The following is a 24,523-nucleotide window of genomic DNA, read 5'->3' as shown; positions in this document are numbered from 1 at the left end:
GGTTCTGTTGCGAAGTTTGAAAATCAAACGCGCCCTCTCTGAACTCCAAATATCTTAGGCTGTTATTCCCATTAATACCTTGATTTCAGTAGACACCGAAAAGCCGAAGAGCGTTCCATTTCTTCGGTTCTTTTTATATATTCCTCGAATGGTCTCCATGCCCTTAATCGTGGAAGAGGCTGTACGGAGACTTTGATAAAATTTATTTCGTCGTTTAATAGGTCGATGGTCTTGTTCTATTAAATTGTTAAGATACTTCACAGTTCGGTGCTCTGTCTTAGTATATAAACCCACACTCTGTAACTTTCTAAAGGCGGAGCCAAGAGAAGGTGCTTTATCGGTCACAATTGCTTTCGGCTCACCAAACTGTTTATGGAGTCGTTTTAAGAAAGCATAGGCTGCTTGCGTATCCCGTTTCTTTCGTAACCAGATATCTAAGGTTAAGCCGTCCGCATCAATTGCACGATAAAGATAATGCCAACGTCCCTTAATTTTGATATAGGTTTCGTCCATTTTCCATGAATAGAAGGATTGTCTATTTTTCTTCTTCCAAAGATAATAGAGGACTTTGCTGTACTCTTGCACCCAACGATAAATCGTAGTATGACAAACATTTATTCCACGATCATATAACAATTCCTGAACTTCACGATAGCTTAGATTGTAACGCAGGTAGTAACCAACAGCGACAATAATGACGTCTTTTTTGAATTGTTTGCCTTTAAAATGATTCATTACTCTGTCCTCTCTGTCTTTTTTCTCAATTTTACACTAAAATAGATTTTTTGGAAAACTTTGCAACAGAACCGAAATTGAAATCACTTATTTAGAGAATGTCAATTTACAATCTCGTACTGAAATTTTTAATACACTCAAATTAGAATTTCCTAAATCAACAAATATTGTACCCTTGTACAAGTATCTGCTTAACTTAGCCTATAATAATCGCTTAGCCATCAATAAATTAAAATAAAAGTTCTTATAAATCTAGGAAAAACATCAAAGTGAATGTTTCTTTAATATATAATACGATAATATAAATACGCCTTTCTACGATTTATAGAAAGGCGTATTTATATGCGTTTTACGCAACAGACTCATATTCTTAAGCTATTGAGTTTATTTCTTCAAGTTATAGAATGATTTGATGCCTTGGTATTTGGCTAATTCGCCCAACTCATCTTCAATGCGTAGTAATTGGTTATATTTCGCAATTCGGTCAGTCCGAGATAGGGAACCAGTCTTGATTTGGCCAGCGTTAGTAGCTACGGCAATATCAGCAATGGTTGAATCTTCAGTTTCACCTGAACGGTGAGAGACAACTGCAGTATAACCTGCGCGTTTGGCCATTTCAATGGCATCAAAGGTTTCAGTTAGGGTACCAATTTGGTTCACTTTAATCAAGATAGAGTTAGAAATACCTTTCTCAATGGCTTGAGATAATTTCTCAGTATTCGTTACCAATAAATCGTCACCAACCAATTGAACTTTATCGCCTAAGCGATCGGTTAATAATTTCCAACCTTCCCAGTCATTTTCATCCATACCATCTTCAATGGTAATGATTGGGTATTTATCGACAAGTTCTTCAAGATAGGCCACTTGTTCTTCTGCATTCCGTTTAGCGCCTGCTTCACCTTCGAATTTGGTGTAATCATAAACGCCATCTTCATAGAACTCGGAAGCTGCACAGTCGAAACCTAAGAAGACATCTTTTCCTGGTTCTAAGCCAACTTTCTTAATCGCTTCAAGAATGGTCTCAACGCCGTCTTCAGTACCTTCGAAGCGAGGAGCGAACCCACCTTCATCACCAACAGATGTTTCTAAGCCACGATCTTTAAGAATGCCTTTTAAGGCGTGGAAGATTTCGGCTCCCCAACGTAAGGCTTCTTTAAAGCTTGGTGCTCCCACTGGCAGAATCATAAACTCTTGGAAAGCAATCGGCGCATCAGAGTGAGAGCCACCGTTAACAATGTTCATCATTGGGGTTGGCAAGACTTTGCTATTGAACCCACCTAAGTAATTGTATAAAGGAAGACCAGAGAAATCAGCCGCCGCCCGAGCTACTGCAATAGATACACCAAGAATTGCGTTGGCACCTAATTTACCTTTGTTCGGGGTGCCATCTAAATCAATCATAATTTGGTCGATGGCTTGTTGTTGGCGAACATCATAACCAATTAAAGCTTCAGCAATAACCGTATTTACATTCTCTACCGCTTGACTAACTCCTTTACCTGAATAACGACTTTGATCGCCATCACGTAATTCAACGGCTTCATGTTCTCCAGTTGAAGCTCCTGAAGGGACGATTCCCCGACCAAAAGCACCACTATCAGTCTGAACTTCTACTTCCACAGTTGGGTTACCACGAGAATCTAGAACCTCACGAGCATAAACATCAATAATATATGGCATTCTTGTCTCTCCTTTATTTTAAGTCTCTGGGACTATTGTATTGTTTTTGTTATCGAAATTCAAAATTTATCCTTTAAATAGGTTCAATTAAGGATTGTCCGGTCATTTCACTCGGTTGGGCTAAGCCCATTAAAGCTAACATAGTTGGAGCTAAATCCGCTAGAATTCCGCCATCACGCACTTTAATACCTTGCTTAGTGATAATAATCGGTACAGGATTAGTCGTATGGGCCGTCATCGGATGGCCTTGTAAATCAATGACTTCATCCGCATTACCATGATCGGCAGTAATAATTGCGGCTCCGCCTTTAGCTAAGATTAAATCGACAATCTCTCCAAGACACTCATCCACTGCTTCAATCGCCTTGACTGTCGGTTCTAACATTCCTGAATGACCGACCATATCTGGATTGGCAAAGTTGAGAATGATTCCATCAATCACATCTTCATTAATTTTGACCACTAAGGCATCTTTGACCTCATAGGCTGACATTTCTGGCTTGAGATCATAGGTAGCTACTTTAGGTGAATTAATTAAAATGCGCTCTTCTCCAGCAAAGGTTTCATGACGTCCTCCAGACATAAAGAAAGTGACATGGGGATATTTCTCAGTCTCAGCAATCCGTAGCTGTGTCTTACCAGCCTTAGAAATAACCTCTCCAATCGTATTCTTTAAATCAAGTTTCTTAAAGGCGACTCGTCCCTTCACACTCTCACTGTATTCAGTGAAGGTAATAAAGTTAAGTTGACGTGGATAAACCCCGCGGTCGAATCCTTGAAATTTTGGATTGGATAAGGCGGTCGACAATTGAATGGCACGGTCTGGTCTGAAGTTAAAGAAGATCACTGAATCACCTTCTTGAATCTTGGCTCGGTCTTCATCAGTATCTATCACGAATGGAACGACAAACTCATCAAATACTTCCTGTTGATAGGAAGCTTGAATGCCTTCCTCAGCACTGGCATAGACGGGGCCAACCCCATGGACGATTGCATTATAGGCCAGTTGCACCCGGTCCCAACGCTTATCACGGTCCATAGCGTAATAGCGACCAGAAACGGTGGCGATTTGACCGACACCCATCTTACTTAATTCGCCTTCCAAATCTTTGATGAAGCCTAGTCCGGTAGAGGGTCCGACATCTCGTCCATCCAGGAAGGCATGGATATAAACTTGGTCTAAACCTTGCATTTTGGCTAATTTTATCAAAGCTAACAAGTGATTTTGGTGTGAGTGGACACCCCCATCAGAGACTAAACCCATAATATGAAGCGACTTTCCTTGACGTTTAGCTGAATCGATGGCGTCAAGAAATTCAGGAATGTTAAAGAAGCCGCCCTCTTCAATCGATTTATTAATCCGGGTTAATGATTGATAGACTATTCTACCGGCACCAATATTCATATGGCCGACTTCTGAATTCCCCATTTGTCCCTCAGGCAAGCCAACATTTAGACCATCTGCTCGCAATTGATTATGAGGGAACTGTGCCCAATAACGGTCGAAATTTGGTTTATGGGCAGCCTTCACCGCATTCCCTTTCACTTCGTCACGGCAGCCAAATCCATCAAGGATAATTAAAGCGACTGGTGCTTTAGCCATTATTGAATCGCCCCCAATAATGCTAAGAAGGAATCTACCTCTAAACTAGCTCCCCCGACAAGGGCGCCATCAATATGTTCTTGAACCATATAATCGGCGATATTATTAGGTTTCACTGAACCCCCATACTGAATCCGGACTTCCTCTGCCACAGCAGGGTTGGTCATTTCAGCAATGACTTGACGAATATGGCCACAAGTTTCATTGGCTAATTCAGCCGAAGAAGACTTCCCTGTGCCAATCGCCCAAATAGGTTCATAGGCAATCACCAATGATTGGATTTGATCATGGGTCAAACCAGCTAAGGCTGCTTTGATTTGCCCTTCAATGAATTGCTTTGTTTCACCGGCTTCACGTTGTTCTAGACTTTCGCCACAACAGATAATTGGCAACATCTTGTGTTTGAATATCGCATGGGCTTTTTGATTAATGTCTTGATCTGTCTCATGGAAATAATCTCTGCGTTCAGAATGACCAATAATCACATATTGAATACCTAAATCAGCTAAGGCCTTAGGTGAAGTTTCTCCAGTAAAAGCCCCTTCATCTTCAAAATAACAATTCTGAGCAGCTAATTTCAAGCTGCTATCCCCCACTGCACTGACCATCCGATCCAATAGTAGACTTGGCGCTGCAATTACCGCTTCTACTTTCTTTTCATCTGGTAAGTCTTTGCGAACTTGTTCCACAAAGGCTTGAGCTTCTTCAACATTCTTATTCATCTTCCAATTTCCAGCAATGATTGGTTTGCGTGTCATTGAATTCATCCTTTCATCTTAGCAAAGAAAACTTATTTATCGTTAATCGATTCTACTCCAGGTAAAGCTTGACCTTCTAAATATTGCAACGAAGCTCCCCCACCTGTCGAAATGTGACTGAATTTATCTTCATAGCCTAATTGAGTCACAGCAGCGGCTGAGTCGCCACCGCCGACAATGGTAATGGCTTTATCTTGTAACTGAGCAAGTGCTTCAGCAATACCGTTGGTACCTTTGGCAAAATTCTCCATTTCGAAGACGCCCATAGGTCCATTCCAAACAACCGTCTTGGCATCTGCTAATATGTCGGCAAATAATTTAACCGTCTCTGGGCCAATATCTAATCCTTCCCAATCGGCTGGGATTTCTGAAGATTTGACCACTTGGGTCTTCGCGTCATTAGCAAATTGATCAGCTACGACGGTGTCTATCGGCAAGACTAACTTATCGCCTGCTTTGGCCATAACATCACGGGCTAAATCTAAACGATCATCTTCAACGATCGATTTACCAATTTCATAGCCTTTCGCCTTGAAGAAGGTATAAGCCATGCCCCCACCAATCAGAACTTTGTCTGCTTTATCTAATAGTTTTTCAATAACTTTAATCTTATCTGAGACTTTGGCTCCGCCTAGAATAGCCACAAATGGTCGCTCAGGTTGGTCAACGGCATTGCCAAGGAATTTAACTTCTTTCTCAACTAAGAAACCTAGACCTGACTCAAGATATGAAGCGATACCGACATTAGATGCATGAGACCGGTGAGTTGTACCGAAAGCATCATTGACAAAGACATCACCGAGTGAGGCCCAATATTTTCCTAATTCAGCATCGTTGCCAGATTCTTTCTTACCATCTAAGTCTTCATAACGCGTATTTTGAACCAATAAGATTTGTCCAGCTTTTAAATCTTTGACTTTTGCTTCCAAAGCTGGACCATGAGTATCTGGGGAGAAAATCACTTCTTGGTTTAAGAGTTGACTCAAGTGTTCAGCAACGGGTTTTAAATCGTTGGCTGCCTTATCTTCTTCCTTCTTAACTTTACCCATGTGGGAAAAAAGAACAATCTTGGCTTGATGTTCAATTAAGTACTCGAGCGTTGGTAGAGAAGCTTGAATGCGTTTATCATCGGTAATCTTGCCATCTTGCATCGGAACATTGTAATCTACCCGAACTAGGACTGTTTTTCCATCTACATTTAAATCTCGAATCGTTTTCTTAGCCATATCTTTTGCTCCTTTATTAGTATCTTAAAAAAGCGAGAAGCGCGAAGGCTTCCCGCTATGAATAGCTTACTATAAACTTACGAAATATTCTAATGTCTTCACCATATTTGAAGTGAATCCATATTCATTATCATACCAAGATACAGTCTTAACTAATTGTCCATCTTCAGCATCCATAATATTCGTTTGAGTAGCATCAAAGACTGATCCTTGAGGGTGGCCAATAATGTCTCCGGAAACAATTTCATCCTCGGTATAACCAAAGGCTGAGTTCACTTCAGAGAATGCTTTCATCGCGGCATTAATTTCTTCTACGGTGACTTTCTTGTCAAGAACAGAGTAAAGTTCAGTCATTGATCCGGTAATGGTTGGGATACGAACCGCTGTCCCATCAATCTTACCATTTAATTCAGGAATGACACGACCTACGGCTTTGGCAGCACCGGTTGAAGCTGGAATCGCATTGAAAGCACCCGCACGGTTCTTACGTCCACCAGGAGAGTCTTGTAATTTTTGAGTAGCAGTATAAGCATGGATGGTTGACATTAAACCACGTTTCAAACCAAATTTATCGTTCAAAACTTTAGCCATTGGTGCTAAACAGTTGGTCGTACATGAAGCAGCAGACACAATCTTATCTTCTGGCGTTAAAATATCATGGTTCACTCCATAAACAATGGTCTTTAAATCTCCTTTAGCGGGTGCTGAGATTAAGACTTTCTTCGCTCCAGCTTCCAAGTGAGCAGAGGCAGCATCTTTAGAGGCATAGAACCCAGTACATTCAAGGACGAAATCAATGCCAAGTTCAGCCCATGGTAATTTGCTTGCGTCTTTCTCAGCGAAGGACTTGATGGCTTTACCATCAATGACTAGATCGTCATCTTTAACTTCCACTGAATAAGGGAAACGCCCTTGCGCAGAGTCATATTTTAATAAATAAGCTAAATCATCATTATCGGTCAAATCATTGATTGCTACGACTTCTAATTCTGAACCACTTTCTAAGATACGACGTAAAGCTAAGCGGCCAATCCGTCCAAAACCATTGATTGCTAATTTTGTCATTATTTTTCCTCCTATAATATCTGGAATATCTGGGAATCTACCCATTAATAATCTGATTTGCGATACCTTCGTCACATACTAACCAACCGTGCTTAGGGGCCAACTTGTAGAAAGCTTTGACGGCCTCGGCTTTTTTCTTACCTGCCACTACGGTAATTAGTAAAGGAACAGCCTCAATATCTTCTAATTGCATGCCCATGCGTGGATATTTGAAGACCTCCCGCCCGTCTCGATCAAAGAATACACCGAATGCTTCACCCACTGAAGAGCGATCGTGAATTTCAATCTTTTGATCATCGGTTAAATCACGTCGTTCAGCAATTATCTCCGCCGATCCTACACTTAAGATTAAACTATCCGCTCGTTTGGAAAGTTCAACGGCGCGATGAATCGTTGGATCTTTTAACAATACTTGGGAACTTTCTTGTGAGATATTCTCCGGAACAAAAAAAGGAACATACTTGGAGTTGGTTTGTTGAGCCATAATACCGCCAATGGTATTAGACTGAATATCATAGGCTCCACCGAACCCACCCCGTGTCGGCACAAACGTTATATCGTGATCTTGACTTAACTCGGCAGTAAATTCTTTACCAATACGGGCTAAGGTCGAACCACCGGTAACAGCAACAACACATTCTTGACGAGGCAAAAATCTCATTAATATCTCTTGGACCGCCTTACCAAGTTGTTTATAAACATATAAATCTAAATCGCCATCTCCCGGAACGACTCGGCAGTGGTCGATACCCAATAACTTCACCAGTTTCATTTCCATTTCTAGGAATTGCTCCGTCCTAGAATTCATGAGAACCTGTTGTAAGTCCAAACGAGCATCATGACCAAATTTTGTAAGGGTTATGCCTTGTTGGTTGACATCGACTAGACCTTGTTCACGCATGTGATCGATCACTGTTCGTAAAGTACGCTCAGTCATCCCCACACGTTGCGCCACAACTTTGCGCCCGATACGTGTTTCAACCTTATCCAATAACGTTAGAATATTAAAACGCAACAGTAAGGCTTCATTCACCTCAGGAACCAAGGATTGAATTAATGAAAAGACATCCTTCATGATGAACCTCCTCAATAGGACGATACCCGACCAGCGAAAATCGCAACTAGAATGAATTTTCACTCAACCTGTATCATACTATGGTTCAATCATAGCACAAATTGGACAACATTCAACCAATACGCCCGTTTTCAATCATATTGATGGTCGTTTTATGTCCATCTAAACTGATGTATTTTTCTCTGATTGGACTTCACTTGTCCTTAGCTTTCGAGAGGTCTTTATTTCTTGTTTGTCGGTTTTCTAGCTTGCAAACTAGCCAATCTTTATCTTTGTTCAAGTAATTTAGTAGACGTGATCATATCTAAAGATATCCAGAGGAAAAAAGACCGAATATTTACCCAGCAGGGAATCATTCCTGGTTAAGTAAATATTCGGCAATTTTAAGAAACATTTACCAGTAGAGGTCGCTACTATATGAATCTTCCAGTAGTTACTTCTAGCAAAATTCTATCAACATTCAAAAAATGTGAAGACAAGTATAATCAATGATTATTTAATTAAATCAGCATAGTATTCAACCAAACGAATCATATTACAGGTGTAGCCATACTCATTATCATACCAAGCGACTGTCTTAACTAATTGATCACCATCATTATCTACAATCTTGGTTAAAGTAGCATCAAATACAGATCCCGCAGTTGAACCAATAATATCCGAAGATACAATTTGATATTCATTGTATTCGAAAGCTGGATTGCTCGCAGCCTTCATGGCAGCGTTAATTTCTTCGACAGTCACTTCTTTTTCTAGATTAGAATAGAACTCAATAACGGAACCAGTTGCTACTGGAACTCGCATCGCTGTCCCATCAACAATTCCTTCTAATTCAGGAATAACTTTGCCGACTGCCTTGGCTGCACCGGTCTTATAAGGAATAATGTTCATGGCTGCAGCACGACCGCCACGATAAGTTTTGGTTCGTTTATCGAGAACAAATTGAGAAGCGGTGTAAGCATGAATTGTTGACATCACCCCAGAGATTAATCCAAATTGTTCATGAAGTACCTTAGCCATTGGTGCCAGACAGTTGGTTGAACATGAAGCAGAAGAGATGATTCGATCTTCAGGATCAATAATATCTTCATTAATACCGAAAACAATTAATTTAGTGGTTTCATCTTTTGCTGGTGCAGAAATAACGACATGTTTAGCACCGGCATCTATATGAGCTTGGCATTGTTCCGCTTTTAAGAAAATACCCGTACATTCTAAAACGATATCAACATCTAATTCACCCCAAGGGATTTTGGCAGCATCACGTTCGGTATAGACTTTGATGGTTTTGCCATCAATAATCAATTCGCCAGGACGCGCTTCAACTGAATAAGGAACCCGTCCATAGACAGTATCAAACATAAATAGATAAGCTAACTGCTCACTATCCGTAGTTGAATTAATACCCACGATTTCTAAATCCGTATCAATTTCTAAAATACGACGTAAAGCTAACCGTCCGATTCTACCAAAACCATTAATTGCTACTCTTGTTGTCACACTACATCCTCCTATTATTCAATTGAACATACTATATCATAATTTAATGCGTATTAATAGCGTGAAGTATGACGAATTTATATCTTTAACTCATTTTATTAAATATTAATGCCCCTTTAATGAAATAGGACTAATTTTCATAAAATCTCTCGGGATTCCTTATAGAACTTTTCTTAAAAAAAATCCACTTGATCTAACGCTCATACTGAATGATCAGCAGAGGCAGTCAAGTGGATCATTAATGGAAGGAGCTTTGTCATTCAAGCGACCTTCCTAGTTAATAATTAATGATGGTTTACATTTAAACGTCTGAATTTAAAGTCAGGCACTCAAACAGCATATCTAAGAAATTTTATTTATTTTTTTCTTTTAGTTTTTTACTGTTTTCCATGATGCCGTCAATCAAACCATATTCCAGAGCTCGTTCAGCTGACATAAAGTTATCCCGATCAGTATCGCGTTCGATCACTTCAATCGGTTGACCGGTCTTATCAGCCAAGATGCGATTTAATTTCTCCCGGGTTTGTAGAATATGACGTGCCGCAATTTCAATTTCGGTAGCTTGACCTTGTGCACCACCTAAAGGTTGGTGAATCATGACTTCAGAGTTTGGCAAAGCCCATCGTTTACCTTTAGTACCGGCCGCGAGGATGACCGAAGCCATGGAAGCAGCCATACCTATCACTATGGTTTGGACATCTGCATTAATAAAATTCATGGTATCATAAATTGCCATCCCAGAGGTCACACTACCACCAGGGGAGTTAATATAAAGATAAATATCCTTTTCAGGATCTTGCGCATCTAAGAATAATAATTGACTAATAATACTATTAGACATGTTATCATCAAAGGGACCACTCAGCATAATAATTCTGTCTTTTAATAAACGTGAATAAATATCGTAGGCTCTTTCGCCCCGAGAAGTTTGTTCAATGACTGTTGGAACTAAGTTCATTCTATTTCCTCCTTTATAGTACTTGTTAAGTATAATCTATAGGTCAAAATAGGTCAAGCAAGACAAACTATCTTAAGTGCCAAATAAATTCAATCAAACAAAGGCTCTCCTTCAATAAGAATCTCGGAATTAAATATTAAAAAACGCCTTTAAAATTGAAGTCAGCATCAGTATAACTTTGCTTAACTTGTTTTAAAGACGTTTGGATATTTTTTCGAACCTTCGCTTTATAAATTAATTAGCTGAAGTCTCGCTCTCTTCCGAACTTTCTTGGCTATCTTCACTCTCTTGACTAGACTCTTCACTACTTTCTTCGTCACTTTCAGAGTCGGCTTCGCTACTATCTTCAGCGGCCTCAGTCGATTCTTCTTGATCTTTATTATCTTTATTCTCTTCACCGGCTTCTTGATCCTTACGAATACCAAAGCTGTGAACTAATTCCACTTTACGCTCTTCATCTTTTGTCAAGTCGCCAGAAACTTGATAAATTTGAATTAATATTTCATCTTTTTTGACAGTATAGACGGCAAAGTTTTGAATCGAAGAATCACGGTTATTCGAATGAGATTCAGCAAAGGCTTCTGATTCACCAGGTTGGTTGGCAAATGCGAATAAGCTAGCCCAGTAATCAAATTGTTCTTGGGTTAACCAGTTTAATTTTGGTCGAACTTTAACTAAATGGTCTAAACCTTCAGAATAGATATCATCATAAAGTTTAGTTCCACCAGTATTTGGCAAGATAAAGATAGTTCCTTGCGGATTATTATAGTATTCAACCCCATCTTCTTCAGTCACATTGGCTACTGCTTCTTCATCAATCACACCGTTTGAGAAATTTTCTTCAGAAGGGACATAATTCAGTGGATAGGTTCTTGAGTTGACATGGTCATGCCCTTGTAAAGCAATATCGACGTCTAATTCGTCAATTTGTTTCATAAATTCGTCACGAACATTTTGAACATCGGTATCTTGAAGTGAATGGTATGAACGCGAGAAGATCGGTTTATGGTAAACCAAGATAATCCATGATGCCCCATTGTCACGCGCTGCCTGAATATCTTCTTTCATCCAAGCCATTTGTTCTTCGCCAATCGCTTTCTCTGCTTCGTTCTTATTATCATTGGTATTCATCACCACAAAGTGAGCTCCATTATAATCGTAAGAATAATAAGATCCACCATCGATGGCATCATTCTCGGCTGGCACATTCATATGTTCATTAAATTTGGTAATCAGTGGATCCCCACCATAAAGTAAGGAATATTCGTCATGGTTCCCCGCTGTAGGAGCTACTGGAACAGAAAGGAATGATTCTTGAGATTGACCCATAATATCAATCCACTCATCCTCGACCTCTGCCGTTTCAATAAAATCACCCGTGTGGAGAACAAAGTCTGCTTCAGCGGTTTCTAAAGCATTCTTCAAGGTGTCGGCCCCGAATTGAGCTTCGTTACGTACATGTTCGTTCCAATAAGCATTCTGAGTATCCGTATATTGAACGAAAGTAAAGTCCTCACCCGCTTCACCTGAAGTGGTAAATGTGCCGACATCAGACTTCTCACCTGATTCAGAACCTACTTGATAATAATAAGTCGTATTGGCTTCTAATTCGCTGGCAAGGGCCTTATAAGAGTATTCTTTAACCTCACTCAAGCCTAATAAACCAACCGCGTCGCCACCCATCCATTCTTGGCTAGGTTCAATATTTTCATCGGTAAAGTAACCAGTGACTTTCACTTCACCATTCTCTTCGATTGGATTGCCTTCCTCATCATATTCCAATTCAGAGAAGATGAAATAGCCATTCTCATCACGTTCACCATATTTATTATTGACTTCAGTAGCTTCAGCTTCAAAAGTCTTGGCATCTTTCATATCTTCCGAAGTTGAAAGCCAAACTTTGGCATCTTCGAATTTTTCTGAGGTATACCAGTTAAAAGCCATTTGAGACTGAGTATCTCCATTAAAAGAAACGATAATCCGGTTAGGGGTATTGTTCACAGCAACTTCTGCGACAGCGGGTTTCTCATCTAACAACTCATATTCAGCAGCTAAAGTAGAAACAGGGGACAATAATTGCGAAGCCAATAAAGCTCCAACCATCAATCGTTTAAAAGACATCCATCTTCCTCCTAATAATTATTATAAGCCAAAACACTTATAATTTTATTATAAAAGCTGAATGTAAATCCTTAATTAAAATAATGTAAAGAGCAAAGATAAGATTGTAAAATTTATGTAAAGATTACTGCTTATCAGGAAGAATTCTGCCGTTGAAACAGATGTGAACTTGGCTAAAAAACAAAAATCCACTGACTAAGAAGCTGTGCTGCACTTAATCAGTGGATGATGATAATTAATCAACTTGTTCGCCATTATAATGACCACAGTTTGAACATACCCGGTGGCTTAATTTGAATTCACCACAATTTGGACAAGCGTTCATTCCTGGAACCATTAATTTTTTATGCGTACGACGTTTTCTTTTAGCTGCTTTAGATGTTTTACCCTTTGGTACTGCCATGTTTACACCTCCTAATATTCGTGGATCATTGATCTTCGTCTAACATTGTCTTCAAGGCGGCAAAGCGAGGATCGATATGATTCTCCTTGCTTTCCTTAAGCCGAGCCTCATATTGATCTTGAGTTAGGACCTCCCAATCTTTCCCAGATGGAAGTTGATCTGTCTCTTCACCAGGTGCCAGAATGCGATGGGGGATGTTCAGAATAATCGTATCAACGACACTATTATCTAAATCGATATAGTCGTGATCCAAAACTAGCACAGTTTCTTCTGAACTATCTTCAATCATATCATAATCGGCTTCCACATAGCGTTCTCGAATTGGGATGGTTAATGACAGCTCTACGGGTGTCAAGCTTCGGCTAGATGGTAATGTCAAGGTTGCTTCTATCGTTCCATGTAAGATATAGGCATCATCAATTACGGACAAGTAGCCATCTACTTTCACTTCTTGAACAGAAATAATCGAATCTTCCTTAGCCATTAACGACTGCTCAATCTCCAAAGATTCAGAGAAAGGCAGAATAGCCTCAGGATACTCGCGTATCTCTCTTAGTGTCCATTTCATCTTTCTCACCTCTAAAACGACAAAACCTATTATATTGAATCCCAAAGGTCTTGTCAATATTCTAATGCTAAAGTTCTTTGTATTTATAGGGATATCGGCCAATATTTTGTTCTAAGATTGCAGCACTGGCTAATTGATACATGCGGTCTGCTCGATGAACGAGTTGATAACTAGGATATAACTCCTGACTGAGATTACTAAATAAATGTACTGGACTGGTTCGTTTGAAATCCTTCAAGGCGGCCTGACCTTGATGATTATAAGCTAAGATACGTACGACAGGTCGATGTTGATAGAGATCTTGATAATCTGCCCATTCTTCTTGCTGAATATTTAGTAGAATATTCAATAGGATTCGTTGGATACTTGCTTGAGTCCAGCGCCGCGAAGTCAATCTTTGAATATAGTCTGTCAACTGATTAGCTGAATCTAACTGTTCTATTAAAAGATATTCAATGCCTTCGCGAACTGACTGAATCTTGCTTAGGGCTTGAGGCGTTTTAGTCAACAATTGAACTTTTAAATATTTAAAAAAATCTGAACTATACACCAAGGGCCGATGTTTGAGTTCCTGAATTGTTCGCTCCGGTAATTCATCAGAAGCTAAGCAGCCACCCGCTAAAGATTGACGAATCTGTGAGCCCGACAAAAAATCAGGTTGACGAGGAATGGCCCAGATATCCATAGGAAAATCAAAAGTCTGAATCCATTGATAATACTTCAAAGCGAGGACATGGTTTCCTAAACTTGGATTGAAATTAACGGTGTGTTGATCGTCGAGTTGATCAATCGCAGCCTGCATACTAAAAGCATAGGAATGACCTTGCTGCATGGACCGGCGCACCCATTGATCCAAAGAAGTTTGGTGACTGTTGAGCCAGTCACCCGCCCTTTGAATCTCTTGACTTGAAGCCGATTCAGTGCCAAAAACAAGCTCATCGATAGCCAATTTACCCAACAAGTCGACGCCCCAACGAGCGAAATAGTCGGCGGATTGCATGGAGGCCAATATGGGGAGCTCCAGCACTAAATCTGCACCCGCCTGCACTGCTAACTGACTCCGCGTCCATTTATCGATAATCGCAAACTCGCCTCGTTGGACCACATTGCCACTCATAGCGATGACGATCAAGGCATCCGGATATTTCCGTCGCACCTGGTTAATTTGGAATTGATGACCATAGTGAAAGGGATTATATTCAGCAATAATGCCAATTTTCTTCATAGGTCACCTACTTCACTGCTTTGATGAACCAACGGTCATGACCGACTTCCAGTTCATCCTCTCCTTGATAAGAGGTTCCTTGTAAATCAATGAAGATTTCAATATTATCTCGAGAAAAGCCAGCCTCAACCAATAAATCCAGATAGGTTTCTAATGGAAAAGTCTGCTCCACAAGATTAACTGAGATTCGCCGATAGTCCTCTTGATGAACCTGATCAAAAACGGTTACCTGATGCACCACTGTTTGTGGATTTAACAGGTTCGATTGCCAGATTAAAGCCGCCTGGTCATCTAAATCGGCATATTCAAAGTCAGCAAATTTACTTAAGCCCGCTAGAGTCCAGACATCAAAGAGCAAGATTCCTTGAGACGTTAAAGACTGATAAATTTGACTAAAACTGACTTCAAGATCATCTTGGCCCGGCAAAAAACAAAATGCATCTAAGAAACAAGTAATGAGAGAAAATTGTCGCTTAAGTTGAGTTAACTGACGCATATCTAGACAATAATAGGAAATCGCCGCTTCCGCCGAAGTTAACGAGCGAGCCATCTTGATCATGACTGGATCATAATCGACAGCTGAGATTTCTTGACAATAGGGCGCTAATCTGCGGGTAAATTCACCATTACCACATGCCAAGTCCAGCACCTTCTTCAACTGATTTTGACTTTGATCCAAGGTAAATTTCAACCATTCAGGATAAATGTCATTATTATTAAAGCGATGATAAACGTGAGCAATCGCCTGAAAAGAATTCTCTATTGAAGCCATTGGGAAATATCCACGCTCGGGGCATCCAGCCAAATTTTTTCTAAATTATAGTGGGCTCGTTCACTATAGTAGAAAACATGCACCACGATTTCATGAATATCGATCAGCACCCAACGACCGCCGCTTTTACCTTCAATATTTTTAATCTCGATTTGATTTTTTTGACATTTTTCAACAATGGCATCCACAATGGCTCCTAGTTGACGTTCATTTGAAGCATCCATTATCACAAAATAATCGGCAATTGGGGTGAGCTGATGGACATCTAACACCAGAATATCCTGAGCTAAACGGTCATCCGCCGCCTTCACAACGATTTCTAATTTCTCCTGAATTTCGATAGTAATTCCTCCATCTAATATTATTTTTTAGTTAACCAATAATTATAAATCCGCACGCTTTCTTCAAAAAGGGGTTGGCGGTCTTTCAATAATCTTCTTAGGGATTCTGCCAATTTCAAAATAAACGTTGCCGTAAGATCTTCTTTAGCAAGTTGACGTGCTTCTTCTACTTGTGGGAAGTCTCGTTGAGGCTCAATATAATCAGCAACCGCAATCAACAAGGCTAAAGTATCCATATAATAAGCGCCAATCGTGTGCGCAGCGATGGCATTCAGAATACTTTGATCCTTGACTCCATATTCCTCGCGGGCAATTTCAGCAGCTGCAAAACCGTGCCAGATATTGCCATTCTCACCACTTAAGTCAACTTCGGGCCAATAGCTTTGGGCATACTTTAACATCGCTTGGTCATCCATATCTTTGGCAAAATCATGAAATAAAGCAGCGATAGAGACTTTCTCCAGGTCCAAATTCAGACCAAGTTGGTCGACCATCTCCAAGGCCTGTTGTTCAACGCGAAGAATATGCTGATATCGTTTGGCAGACACCATGGTTTGTAATTTCTCCATTAATTCAGAGCGTTTAATAGTTACATAGTTATCTGAATAAGTGATTTCGATCATCCTACACCTCCATTGCATAAAGTTGATGTTGAATAATATAAGCTTCGACCGCTGGTGGTACTTGATAGCGAATAGATTGTTCCAGATACACTCGCAGACGAATTTCGGTAGAACTCAAATCGATTAAAGGCGAATCGACCCAAATTACCGGAAAAATAGAATTGAAATTCTCGGTTCCAGGCCGTCTAATACCGACGAACTGAACGAGTTGACTCAATTCCTCCACCCGATGCCAAGTCGGCAAATCCCTCACACTGTCCTCCCCGACAATAAAATAGAAATCTGCTTCTGGGAAAGCTTGGACAAAGTGTTGCATCGTATCTACGGAATAATTAGTGCCTCCTTTATAAACTTCATAGGCCTGCAATTTAAATAAAGGATTATCTTGGATAGCTAATTTAACCATCTCTAAGCGATGGTTTGCTGCGATGGTTTGTTTACCTGGAGCATGAGGGGGTTTCGCTGTCGGCATAAACCAAACTTCATCCAACTCTAATTGCTTGCCCACTTGCTCAGCCATCAATAAATGGCCTAGATGAGGCGGATTAAAGGTACCGCCAAGAATACCAATTCGTTGTCGATGGTGGCTTTGGGGAGCTTGGACCAATTCTTCTAAGACTAAATCAATTTCTTCTTCAACTTTCAGATATAGTGTTTCTCGCGTCCTCACAATCCATCCACCCTTCTCTTACTTAATTTGTTTAACTTCTCGCGATAAATCCTGATACTTTTCTTGAGAAGAGGGACGAAATAAGATGACAGTGCTTCCGATCATTTGGACAATGAAAGCCCCCGTCTTTTCTGCGATTAGGGCACTTGCTTCATCAATATCTTCTGAACTATTTTGTAGAATATGAAATTTAATCAATTCACGTTTCTCTAAAGCCGCATCAACTTGTTCAATAAAGGTATCAGTAATTCCCAATTTGCCTAATTGAAAAAGCGCCTTATGTTGATGAGAAGCTTTTCTTAAATATTTTTGTTGCGCTTTACTATATTCCATGATGCTATCTACCTCCTTATATCTTAAATTTGCCTAAATAATGGATGGCCTGCGGGCAAACTCGACGCCCTTAGGTAAATGAAGTATTAACTGAACGGTTTGATGACTGGTGAACCAACCTAAACCAGAAATAGCAATATCCTCTCCCGCTGATAATTTAAGTGGATGTGCTATTATTTTTGGAAATTCTTTGGCTTGATCGAACCGCGGTGGACTTAGCAAATGGCCCAGTTGGTCTTGGTATAATCGATCGGCCTGACTTAGTTTGGTTCGATGGAGATACAGGTCACGACTCGTGTAAATCGTCAGCGCCATACGCTTACCTGCTGGATAGTCGATTCTAGCTAAGCCCCCTAGGAAAATTGTTTGACCCGAGTTCAATTGAAAAGTGGTCGGTTTCAACATCTTCTTTGGCATAATCACTTGCCGATCTTGAGGGTCTAAATAATGAACCATCTGTGACCGACGAATAATCCCAGGCGTATCGACGATAGCGGTAGAGTCTGTCACTGGAATTCGAATTAAGTCCAAGGTGGTTCCAGGATAATTTGAAGTGGTGATAATTTCCTTGTCGCCCCCAAAATGTTCAATCAAGCGGTTAATTAAGGTTGACTTACCTACATTACTGATGCCGACAATATAGACATTCTGCCGGCGAAGCTTCTCCTTAATCAGTTGGTACAAGGCATCTAAGTTCTGTTGTTTCTGGCTAGAAATCAGCAAAACTTGATCAGACTTTAATCCTTGTTCTTTGGCTATATTTTTCAACCAACGGATGACTCGATCTTGATTAATCGAAGCAGGCAGTAGATCCATCTTGTTAGCGACCAAGGCAAATTTATTTCGACCGATATATCGAGGTAAGGCCGTCAATAAACTCGCCTCAATATCAAAAATATCAATCAAGTGAATAATATACGCCTGGTCTTCACCAATCTCTGCTAAACGCTCCATAAAGACATCGTCATCAACGACAATGTCTGGAATTTCATTATAGTGACGTAAGCGAAAACAGCGTTGACAATAAAAACTGCCCTTCTCAATTCCTTTAGCTAATGCTGAGGCTGGCAAATATCCAGCTTGATCCGGGTCTTCAGTTTGAATCACAGCGCCACAACCCATACATTGATAATTAGAATCGTTCAAGCGAATCCCCCCAATCTTCACTACGGACTAAACCAATCTTTCGTAAAAGCAATTTTTCCACACTTCGATTAAACCAAGTGTAGACATTATCATGGTCTACCAAAGGCTTGACCAGGATTACCTTGAGTTGATTCCTTTTGGCGCCAATGACATCAGTAATAATCTGATCACCAATGACCACAATCTGATCGATTGGCAGATCTAAGAAGCGAATCGCTTCTTGAAAACTACCCCTCAAAGGTTTCAAAGCACGAGCCTTATGGGGAATATCTAAAGCCTCAATGACTTTGCCCACCCGTTTAGGATTATTGTTAGAAAGTAGATAAATCTTGACTTGGGCATCGATCATTTGACTGACCCAATCCGCCATTCGCTGCGATAACTCATATTCATTCCATGCCAAAAGTGTATTGTCTAAGTCTACAATCATTCCTTTGAAACCTTGCTGCAAGATGTCAGCAGGAGTAATCTGATAAATTGAATTAATCGTCCAATCTGGTGATATGAGTTGCTTCATAGTCTCTCCTTATTTCAAAATTCTAAAAACATTATACCATATCTATAATAAGCGAGGTATGTCTATGCAGTATAGTAAACAAAGTCCACTGGCTATTGCAACTTTCATAACTTACATAGCATTCTTCACCGTAAAAATGATCAAACCGAAAGAAAGTTACTTCATCATAAGAAGCTGATTTAAGCAGATAGTTGCCTACGGCAATCGGAAAATCTATTAACTTCAAAAAATCCTTGCCATCTCCGCCAGAAGATCGCAAGGATACACAAAAGTTAATAATATTCAAACAAATTAAGCTAATAAATCAAAAATCTCCATTGCTACTAAATCAATATCGTCAAAGCGATAGGTCGTATTATTGTCACTATCTTTTAATTCGAAAGAATCTTCATCTTTAAAATAACTTACTTGGCACTTTTCAACACCATCTAATTCAAATCGGCGTACTTCAGTTTCAGACTCTGAATTAACCATTGCTTCGAGACGGTGGATAATTCCTACTAATACAGATGATTTCATACGTAACCTTCTTCCTAATTGACTAAGATCAATTAGTCAATAACAAAAATATCTACGCCCTACATACTAACAGAAAGCTCCCTAAATGCCAATAAATGTACTGATATTTTTTAATTTTTATCGCTGCCAACCATCACTTCACGGACAAAAGCGATCAAGCTATCTTGGAAACGTTCGAAAGTTTTCTTCGGTCGCTTCTGGGCATAATTATCTGCCAGTAATTGTTGATAGACTTGTTCTATTTGACAGCCAAATCGTTCCGCTGAAATAGAGTACAAATCTTTTTGATTGATATCGCGAATTAATTTTAATTGTTTCTTCTTACTAAATTGGCTCGCAATTGGTGCGAGTTCATCGGCTGTCTGATATAAATCACCGTATGCTTGACCTTGCATTAAATTCTCAAGGAAATCATTCCGTTTAGCAATAATAGGTAAATAATTAACAATCGATTCTAAATACGTCAAGCCCTGAGACTCAGATTCACTGGCATTCAAATATACATCCGCCATTTGATAATAATTGCCGACTTCTTCATAAGGAATTTCACCGACAAAACGAATTCGCTCAATGCCTAAGGATTGGGCTTGATTTTCCAAACATTCCCTTGCCGGACCATCGCCAACAATTAACAGAAAGGCTTCCGGAATCTGTTGTTGAATCTTCGGAAAGGCTTGAATCACTTGATCAATTTGTTTCTCCTGAGATAAGCGTGACAAAGATAAGAAGACCCAATCCGATTCAGCTAAGCCTAGAGCTTGTCGTTGAATTTTTCGATTTTCTAGGGCTTCTTCTTTACTAATCTTAGGAATATTTACTCCCGTCGGCACCACATGAATCGGCACGGTCACCCCATAAGAAAGTAAGGTATCGGCGGTCAACTGGCTCGGAGCTATCAACCGATCTGAATCATTACAAAACATCCGCGAAATTGTTCGCACATGTTTGGGCTGAATTAAGTGGCCATTCATAATGTAATGGGTATAATTCTCATACATCGTGTGGTAAGTATGCACCGTAGGAATTTTCATCCGACTGGCTACATAACGACCAGTCATGCCCAGAGAGAATTCAGTATGGGTATGAACCAGATCAATATTTTCTCTTTTTGCAATCTTTAAACAGCGGTCGAACCCAGCGTAAGCAATTCGTCGATCCTCAAAACTAATAAAAGGGATACTTGGCAAACGAACCACATTAGCTTCTGGGAAACCGTTGGGATCGGTCGTCGTGAAAATAACTACCTCATGACCCCGTTCAATCAGCTGTTCTTTCAATAACTTGACCGATGTTGAAACCCCACTTACCTGTGGGAAGTATGTATCTGTAAATAATCCAACTTTCATGCTTTCACCATCATTCTTGTCTTATTATGCTTATTATAAAGAACTCATCGCTAGTTGAAAAGGTATTATAAACACCATATTTAAAATAAATCCGAATGTTCAGCATGAAAAAGTTGATCAAAAATCAGAAAATTTATTTGCTTCGGTCATTTTTGGTAATATCAAACGATCAGCCAGCATCTTGCGCTGATGACCATCGACAACCTTTTTTGAAAATTTGCTGGCTAACTTATTGATTTCCAACTAGTAGAAAAAATATAGCCATCCTTCTCAGCAAAGTCATTTCAGATTAAAGATACTTGATAATTTCTAACCAAAAAGTTGATGAGATCTAGATAAGTTCTAAATTAAGTAGGTGGTGATTAAAAAAAGTTAAAATGGTTTGTGATTACCTAAAAGGTTCACCGATAGCAAGTGTACTCTGGGACTTGCACTCTAGATACACGACATGCCCTTCATTCTAAAAATCCATCCTAAACGCGTATGTCTCACGTCAGGATGGATTTTTTCAGTAGACCGATATTGTAGTCTTTCTAAATCACAATTTAAAATAATTGGCGGATTTTATAATCAACTTAGCCACCGCTAAAAAATAATAAAAGCCATGTAAATTCATGTTATATTTTAGTTACCACACAAAAATAATTCTCAAGAAATAAACTTTTCTAGGGTCACAAGCGAAGCTGAAAATCATCGGAGTATCATACTTCAGACACATCAGTCTCTTAAATCCTCTTGTTTTTAAAGAATAAGTCCTAAAGCAAGTCTGTAGATTAAGTTAATAAACGAAGGACTATACCTGATAGTTTGACATTTCCTATAAAATAATTACTGTATTATAAAACCACTTTTTGCAGGTGCCCTTAATTCATAAACTCATTGTTTTGATAATAAATAAAAAACTAAAAAGACCCAAGCACCTTAAGGGTACCTGGATCTGCAAATTGATATGTAAATTATTTATTTTGGGTTAAAGCTTGAACCATTTCAACCACTTCATCGACTGTTCCGGCTTCATTCAAAGCACGATCAGCAAGTTTTTGTAAATCACTGAGTGTTAGTGATTGCATCAGGCTCCGTGTCTTCAATACTGAAGAAGCACTCATTGAGAATTCATCTAAGCCCATTCCCAGAAGAATTGGTACAGCGGTTTGATCACCAGCCATTTCTCCACACATGCCGGTCCATTTACCTTCACGGTGGGAAGCATCAATCACATTCTTAATCAAACGTAAGATTGAAGGATTATAAGGTTGGTAGAGATATGAAACTTGTTCATTCATCCGGTCAGCCGCCATCGTATATTGGATTAAATCATTGGTTCCAATACTAAAGAAATCGACTTCCTTAGCAAATTGATCGGCCAAGACCGCTGCTGCTGGAATTTCAACCATAATACCCACTTGAATAGTATCCGCCACTGTCTGCCCTTCCGCTAATAAATCTGCCTTAACGGCTTCTAGGACTGCTTTAGCTTGACGAAACTCTTTCAAAGTGGCAATCATCGGAAACATAATTCTTAAATTTCCGTAATTGGATGCTCTTAACAAAGCTCTTAATTGAGTCTTGAAGATTTCAGTACGGTCTAAGGAAATCCGAATGGCGCGATAGCCTAAGAAGGGATTCATTTCCTTGGGGAGATCTAGATAAGGTAATTCCTTATCGCCACCAATATCCATGGTTCGAACAATGACTGGTTTACCTTCCATCGCTTCTAAGACCGTCTTATAAGCTTCAAACTGTTCATCTTCAGTTGGGAAATTAGCTGAGTCCATATAGAGGAATTCTGTCCGGTATAAACCAATGCCTTCCGCCCCATTAGCTAAGACAGCTTCGACATCTTTTGGCGTACCAATATTGGCAGCTAATTCGACTTGATGCCCATCTTGAGTGACTGAAGGGGCATCCACGAGCTTAGCCCATTCTTCTTTTTGTTTTTGGAAATCTTGTGCTTTTTGTTGGTAATTAGCAATATCCTCTTGACTTGGATTCAAAATGACTTGTCCGGCGAGAGCATCCACAATAATGGTTTGGCCATCTTTCACCGATTGAGTAATAGACTGACTACCCACGATGGCTGGAATTTCTAAACTTCGAGCCATAATCGCTGAGTGAGAGGTCCGTCCTCCAATATCTGTCACAAAAGCTTTAACATATTTCTTATTTAATTGAGCCGTGTCACTTGGCGTTAAATCATGTGCAACCACGATCACTTCATGATCGATAGTAGCTGGACTGGGTACTTTCAGTCCCAGTAGAATCGCCATCATCCGTTCAGACACGTCCTTGATATCGGCAGCCCGTTCTTGCATGTAAGGATTATCTTCCATTGCAGAGAACATAGTAATAAACATTTGAGCAATTTGGTCTAAAGCGGCTTCCGCATTAATCAGTTGATCGGTAATCACTTGTTTGATTTGACCAATGAATTCAGGATCATCCAAGAACATTAAGTGAGCTTCAAAGACTTGAGCTTCTTCACTTCCTAGACTTTCTTCAGCACGCTTCTTAATCAGGCTAATTTCTTGATGAGCCTGCTTAACTGCCTCTTCAAAACGAAGAATTTCAGCACCAGAATCTGAAATTGTCTTCTTTTCAAAAGACAAATCAGGTTCGGTCAATAAATATGCAGGTGCGATTGCAATGCCATCACTTGCCGCAATACCTGCAAGAAATTCCGCAGTCATTAGTTAGAAAGTCCTTCTTTAACCATAGTTTCAGAAATAGCTTCGATGGCTTCTTTTTCGTCTTCTCCTTCTGCCGTAATGGTTACATCAGACCCTTGGCCAACGCCTAGAGACATAACACCCATGATTGATTTTAGGTTCACAGATTTACCTTTGTATTCTAAATTAATATCTGAAGCAAATTTGCTAGCAGCTTGAACTAATAAAGTAGCTGGACGTGCATGAATTCCAGTTTCAGCAATCACATTAAATTCTTTCTTTTCCATCGTATCGTTCTCCTTTGCGCGTGTAATAATATTGCAAACCCTTACCCCTTAAGGATAACATGTTTTATATATTTCCACAATAAAAAAACTAGGGACACAAACAAACTTTAGGGCTTATATTAAAATTAAATAAGAAAATCAAAACTCGTCTTCCGTCGCCATTTTATAAGATACTGACCCATCTTTGCTTAGACAGAAATAGTGATAACCTACTAATAATCGACGTAAGATGGCATAATCATCGTCGAACTGGCTGAGCCAATGATTAATCTCTTTTTACTGTATTGTCCAACAACTAACTGTTAATCAATATAGTCTAAAATTAATTTCTTCGTCTTCAATTTCCGCGGTAATATATGAATACGTTCTTCCGAAAAGAAGCG

At 39.7% G+C, this 24,523-nt stretch carries 25 protein-coding genes; all 25 read right to left on the bottom strand.

The window, feature by feature from the left end:
• Nucleotides 1–54: 54 nt before the first annotated feature.
• A complete protein-coding gene (locus BMX34_RS08140) occupies nt 55–735 on the bottom strand; it encodes an IS6-like element ISS1N family transposase (RefSeq protein WP_002319817.1) in 681 nt (226 codons plus the stop codon).
• A 384-nt stretch (nt 736–1,119) separates the two neighbouring features.
• Entirely contained in the window at nt 1,120–2,418 is a 1,299-nt protein-coding gene (eno, locus tag BMX34_RS08135) for a phosphopyruvate hydratase (RefSeq protein WP_092572538.1), read from the bottom strand.
• Nucleotides 2,419–2,491: 73 nt separating this feature from the next.
• Nucleotides 2,492–4,021: a 2,3-bisphosphoglycerate-independent phosphoglycerate mutase gene (gpmI, locus tag BMX34_RS08130; protein ID WP_092572537.1), complete on the bottom strand. Its 1,530-nt coding sequence runs from the start codon at nt 4,019–4,021 to the stop codon at nt 2,492–2,494.
• Nucleotides 4,021–4,779, bottom strand: a complete 759-nt coding sequence (tpiA, locus tag BMX34_RS08125; protein ID WP_092572536.1) for a triose-phosphate isomerase — start codon at nt 4,777–4,779, stop codon at nt 4,021–4,023. The genes gpmI and tpiA overlap by 1 nt, the downstream gene beginning before the upstream one ends.
• 32 nt (nt 4,780–4,811) lie before the next feature.
• Entirely contained in the window at nt 4,812–6,005 is a 1,194-nt protein-coding gene (locus tag BMX34_RS08120) for a phosphoglycerate kinase (protein WP_092572535.1), read from the bottom strand.
• Nucleotides 6,006–6,074: 69 nt separating this feature from the next.
• Complete coding sequence (gene gap, locus BMX34_RS08115; protein WP_092572540.1) at nt 6,075–7,073, bottom strand: type I glyceraldehyde-3-phosphate dehydrogenase; 999 nt, start codon at nt 7,071–7,073, stop codon at nt 6,075–6,077.
• 34 nt (nt 7,074–7,107) lie between these two features.
• Entirely contained in the window at nt 7,108–8,145 is a 1,038-nt protein-coding gene (locus BMX34_RS08110; RefSeq protein ID WP_092572534.1) for a sugar-binding transcriptional regulator, read from the bottom strand.
• A 492-nt stretch (nt 8,146–8,637) separates the two neighbouring features.
• Nucleotides 8,638–9,645, bottom strand: a complete 1,008-nt coding sequence (gene gap / locus BMX34_RS08105) for a type I glyceraldehyde-3-phosphate dehydrogenase (protein ID WP_092572533.1) — start codon at nt 9,643–9,645, stop codon at nt 8,638–8,640.
• Between the two features lie 352 nt (nt 9,646–9,997).
• Nucleotides 9,998–10,603, bottom strand: a complete 606-nt coding sequence (gene clpP / locus BMX34_RS08100; RefSeq protein WP_092572532.1) for an ATP-dependent Clp endopeptidase proteolytic subunit ClpP — start codon at nt 10,601–10,603, stop codon at nt 9,998–10,000.
• Nucleotides 10,604–10,837: 234 nt separating this feature from the next.
• Nucleotides 10,838–12,724 (bottom strand): purple acid phosphatase family protein, encoded by a 1,887-nt coding sequence (locus BMX34_RS08095; protein WP_092572531.1) that lies wholly within the window; start codon nt 12,722–12,724, stop codon nt 10,838–10,840.
• A gap of 235 nt (nt 12,725–12,959) precedes the next feature.
• A complete protein-coding gene (gene rpmF / locus BMX34_RS08090) occupies nt 12,960–13,127 on the bottom strand; it encodes a 50S ribosomal protein L32 (protein ID WP_092572530.1) in 168 nt (55 codons plus the stop codon).
• 25 nt (nt 13,128–13,152) lie between these two features.
• Nucleotides 13,153–13,695, bottom strand: a complete 543-nt coding sequence (locus BMX34_RS08085; protein WP_092572529.1) for a YceD family protein — start codon at nt 13,693–13,695, stop codon at nt 13,153–13,155.
• Nucleotides 13,696–13,762: 67 nt separating this feature from the next.
• Nucleotides 13,763–14,920, bottom strand: coding sequence for a tRNA(Met) cytidine acetate ligase (locus BMX34_RS08080; protein ID WP_092572528.1), 1,158 nt, complete (start codon nt 14,918–14,920; stop codon nt 13,763–13,765).
• A gap of 7 nt (nt 14,921–14,927) precedes the next feature.
• A complete protein-coding gene (locus tag BMX34_RS08075) occupies nt 14,928–15,692 on the bottom strand; it encodes a class I SAM-dependent DNA methyltransferase (protein WP_092572527.1) in 765 nt (254 codons plus the stop codon).
• Nucleotides 15,680–16,003, bottom strand: coding sequence for a ribosome silencing factor (gene rsfS / locus BMX34_RS08070; protein ID WP_234971704.1), 324 nt, complete (start codon nt 16,001–16,003; stop codon nt 15,680–15,682). The genes BMX34_RS08075 and rsfS overlap by 13 nt, the downstream gene beginning before the upstream one ends.
• A gap of 50 nt (nt 16,004–16,053) precedes the next feature.
• A complete protein-coding gene (gene yqeK, locus BMX34_RS08065) occupies nt 16,054–16,656 on the bottom strand; it encodes a bis(5'-nucleosyl)-tetraphosphatase (symmetrical) YqeK (protein WP_159428901.1) in 603 nt (200 codons plus the stop codon).
• Nucleotide 16,657: 1 nt separating this feature from the next.
• Nucleotides 16,658–17,284 (bottom strand): nicotinate-nucleotide adenylyltransferase, encoded by a 627-nt coding sequence (locus BMX34_RS08060; protein ID WP_234971705.1) that lies wholly within the window; start codon nt 17,282–17,284, stop codon nt 16,658–16,660.
• A gap of 60 nt (nt 17,285–17,344) precedes the next feature.
• Nucleotides 17,345–17,659, bottom strand: a complete 315-nt coding sequence (locus BMX34_RS08055) for a YhbY family RNA-binding protein (protein WP_234971703.1) — start codon at nt 17,657–17,659, stop codon at nt 17,345–17,347.
• A gap of 33 nt (nt 17,660–17,692) precedes the next feature.
• Nucleotides 17,693–18,805: a ribosome biogenesis GTPase YqeH gene (gene yqeH / locus BMX34_RS08050; RefSeq protein WP_092572522.1), complete on the bottom strand. Its 1,113-nt coding sequence runs from the start codon at nt 18,803–18,805 to the stop codon at nt 17,693–17,695.
• On the bottom strand, nt 18,792–19,322 hold the full coding sequence (locus tag BMX34_RS08045; RefSeq protein ID WP_092572521.1) for a YqeG family HAD IIIA-type phosphatase: 531 nt from the start codon (nt 19,320–19,322) through the stop codon (nt 18,792–18,794). Before BMX34_RS08045 ends, yqeH begins: the two co-directional genes overlap by 14 nt.
• Before the next feature lie 291 nt (nt 19,323–19,613).
• Nucleotides 19,614–19,841 carry a YkuJ family protein gene (locus BMX34_RS08040; protein WP_092572520.1) on the bottom strand — a complete coding sequence of 76 codons (228 nt, stop codon included), beginning with the start codon at nt 19,839–19,841 and terminating at the stop codon, nt 19,614–19,616.
• Nucleotides 19,842–19,951: 110 nt separating this feature from the next.
• Complete coding sequence (locus tag BMX34_RS08035; RefSeq protein ID WP_092572519.1) at nt 19,952–21,187, bottom strand: glycosyltransferase family 4 protein; 1,236 nt, start codon at nt 21,185–21,187, stop codon at nt 19,952–19,954.
• A gap of 956 nt (nt 21,188–22,143) precedes the next feature.
• On the bottom strand, nt 22,144–23,874 hold the full coding sequence (ptsP, locus tag BMX34_RS08030; RefSeq protein ID WP_092572518.1) for a phosphoenolpyruvate--protein phosphotransferase: 1,731 nt from the start codon (nt 23,872–23,874) through the stop codon (nt 22,144–22,146).
• A complete protein-coding gene (locus tag BMX34_RS08025) occupies nt 23,874–24,140 on the bottom strand; it encodes a phosphocarrier protein HPr (protein WP_092572517.1) in 267 nt (88 codons plus the stop codon). Before BMX34_RS08025 ends, ptsP begins: the two co-directional genes overlap by 1 nt.
• Before the next feature lie 138 nt (nt 24,141–24,278).
• A complete protein-coding gene (locus BMX34_RS10010) occupies nt 24,279–24,410 on the bottom strand; it encodes a DUF2087 domain-containing protein (protein WP_143440748.1) in 132 nt (43 codons plus the stop codon).
• Nucleotides 24,411–24,523: the final 113 nt, after the last annotated feature.

Source organism: Ignavigranum ruoffiae (genome assembly GCF_900110675.1).
In the GTDB taxonomy this organism is placed as follows: domain Bacteria; phylum Bacillota; class Bacilli; order Lactobacillales; family Aerococcaceae; genus Ignavigranum; species Ignavigranum ruoffiae.
This window is presented reverse-complemented; position numbering and strand designations above follow the sequence as displayed.

Excerpts from the sequence above, each read along its gene's own strand:
- clpP (WP_092572532.1), bottom strand. The coding sequence starts at position 10,603 with ATGAACTTAGTTCCAACAGTCATTGAACAAACTTCTCGGGGCGAAAGA.
- tpiA (WP_092572536.1), bottom strand. The coding sequence starts at position 4,779 with ATGACACGCAAACCAATCATTGCTGGAAATTGGAAGATGAATAAGAAT.
- BMX34_RS08140 (WP_002319817.1), bottom strand. The coding sequence starts at position 735 with ATGAATCATTTTAAAGGCAAACAATTCAAAAAAGACGTCATTATTGTC.
- eno (WP_092572538.1), bottom strand. The coding sequence starts at position 2,418 with ATGCCATATATTATTGATGTTTATGCTCGTGAGGTTCTAGATTCTCGT.
- BMX34_RS08075 (WP_092572527.1), bottom strand. The coding sequence starts at position 15,692 with ATGGCTTCAATAGAGAATTCTTTTCAGGCGATTGCTCACGTTTATCAT.
- BMX34_RS08110 (WP_092572534.1), bottom strand. The coding sequence starts at position 8,145 with ATGAAGGATGTCTTTTCATTAATTCAATCCTTGGTTCCTGAGGTGAAT.
- BMX34_RS08080 (WP_092572528.1), bottom strand. The coding sequence starts at position 14,920 with ATGAAGAAAATTGGCATTATTGCTGAATATAATCCCTTTCACTATGGT.
- gpmI (WP_092572537.1), bottom strand. The coding sequence starts at position 4,021 with ATGGCTAAAGCACCAGTCGCTTTAATTATCCTTGATGGATTTGGCTGC.
- BMX34_RS08120 (WP_092572535.1), bottom strand. The coding sequence starts at position 6,005 with ATGGCTAAGAAAACGATTCGAGATTTAAATGTAGATGGAAAAACAGTC.
- BMX34_RS08095 (WP_092572531.1), bottom strand. The coding sequence starts at position 12,724 with ATGTCTTTTAAACGATTGATGGTTGGAGCTTTATTGGCTTCGCAATTA.
- BMX34_RS08085 (WP_092572529.1), bottom strand. The coding sequence starts at position 13,695 with ATGAAATGGACACTAAGAGAGATACGCGAGTATCCTGAGGCTATTCTG.
- ptsP (WP_092572518.1), bottom strand. The coding sequence starts at position 23,874 with ATGACTGCGGAATTTCTTGCAGGTATTGCGGCAAGTGATGGCATTGCA.
- BMX34_RS08055 (WP_234971703.1), bottom strand. The coding sequence starts at position 17,659 with ATGGAATATAGTAAAGCGCAACAAAAATATTTAAGAAAAGCTTCTCAT.
- BMX34_RS08045 (WP_092572521.1), bottom strand. The coding sequence starts at position 19,322 with ATGAAGCAACTCATATCACCAGATTGGACGATTAATTCAATTTATCAG.
- yqeK (WP_159428901.1), bottom strand. The coding sequence starts at position 16,656 with ATGATCGAAATCACTTATTCAGATAACTATGTAACTATTAAACGCTCT.
- BMX34_RS08035 (WP_092572519.1), bottom strand. The coding sequence starts at position 21,187 with ATGAAAGTTGGATTATTTACAGATACATACTTCCCACAGGTAAGTGGG.
- rpmF (WP_092572530.1), bottom strand. The coding sequence starts at position 13,127 with ATGGCAGTACCAAAGGGTAAAACATCTAAAGCAGCTAAAAGAAAACGT.
- BMX34_RS08040 (WP_092572520.1), bottom strand. The coding sequence starts at position 19,841 with ATGAAATCATCTGTATTAGTAGGAATTATCCACCGTCTCGAAGCAATG.
- BMX34_RS08025 (WP_092572517.1), bottom strand. The coding sequence starts at position 24,140 with ATGGAAAAGAAAGAATTTAATGTGATTGCTGAAACTGGAATTCATGCA.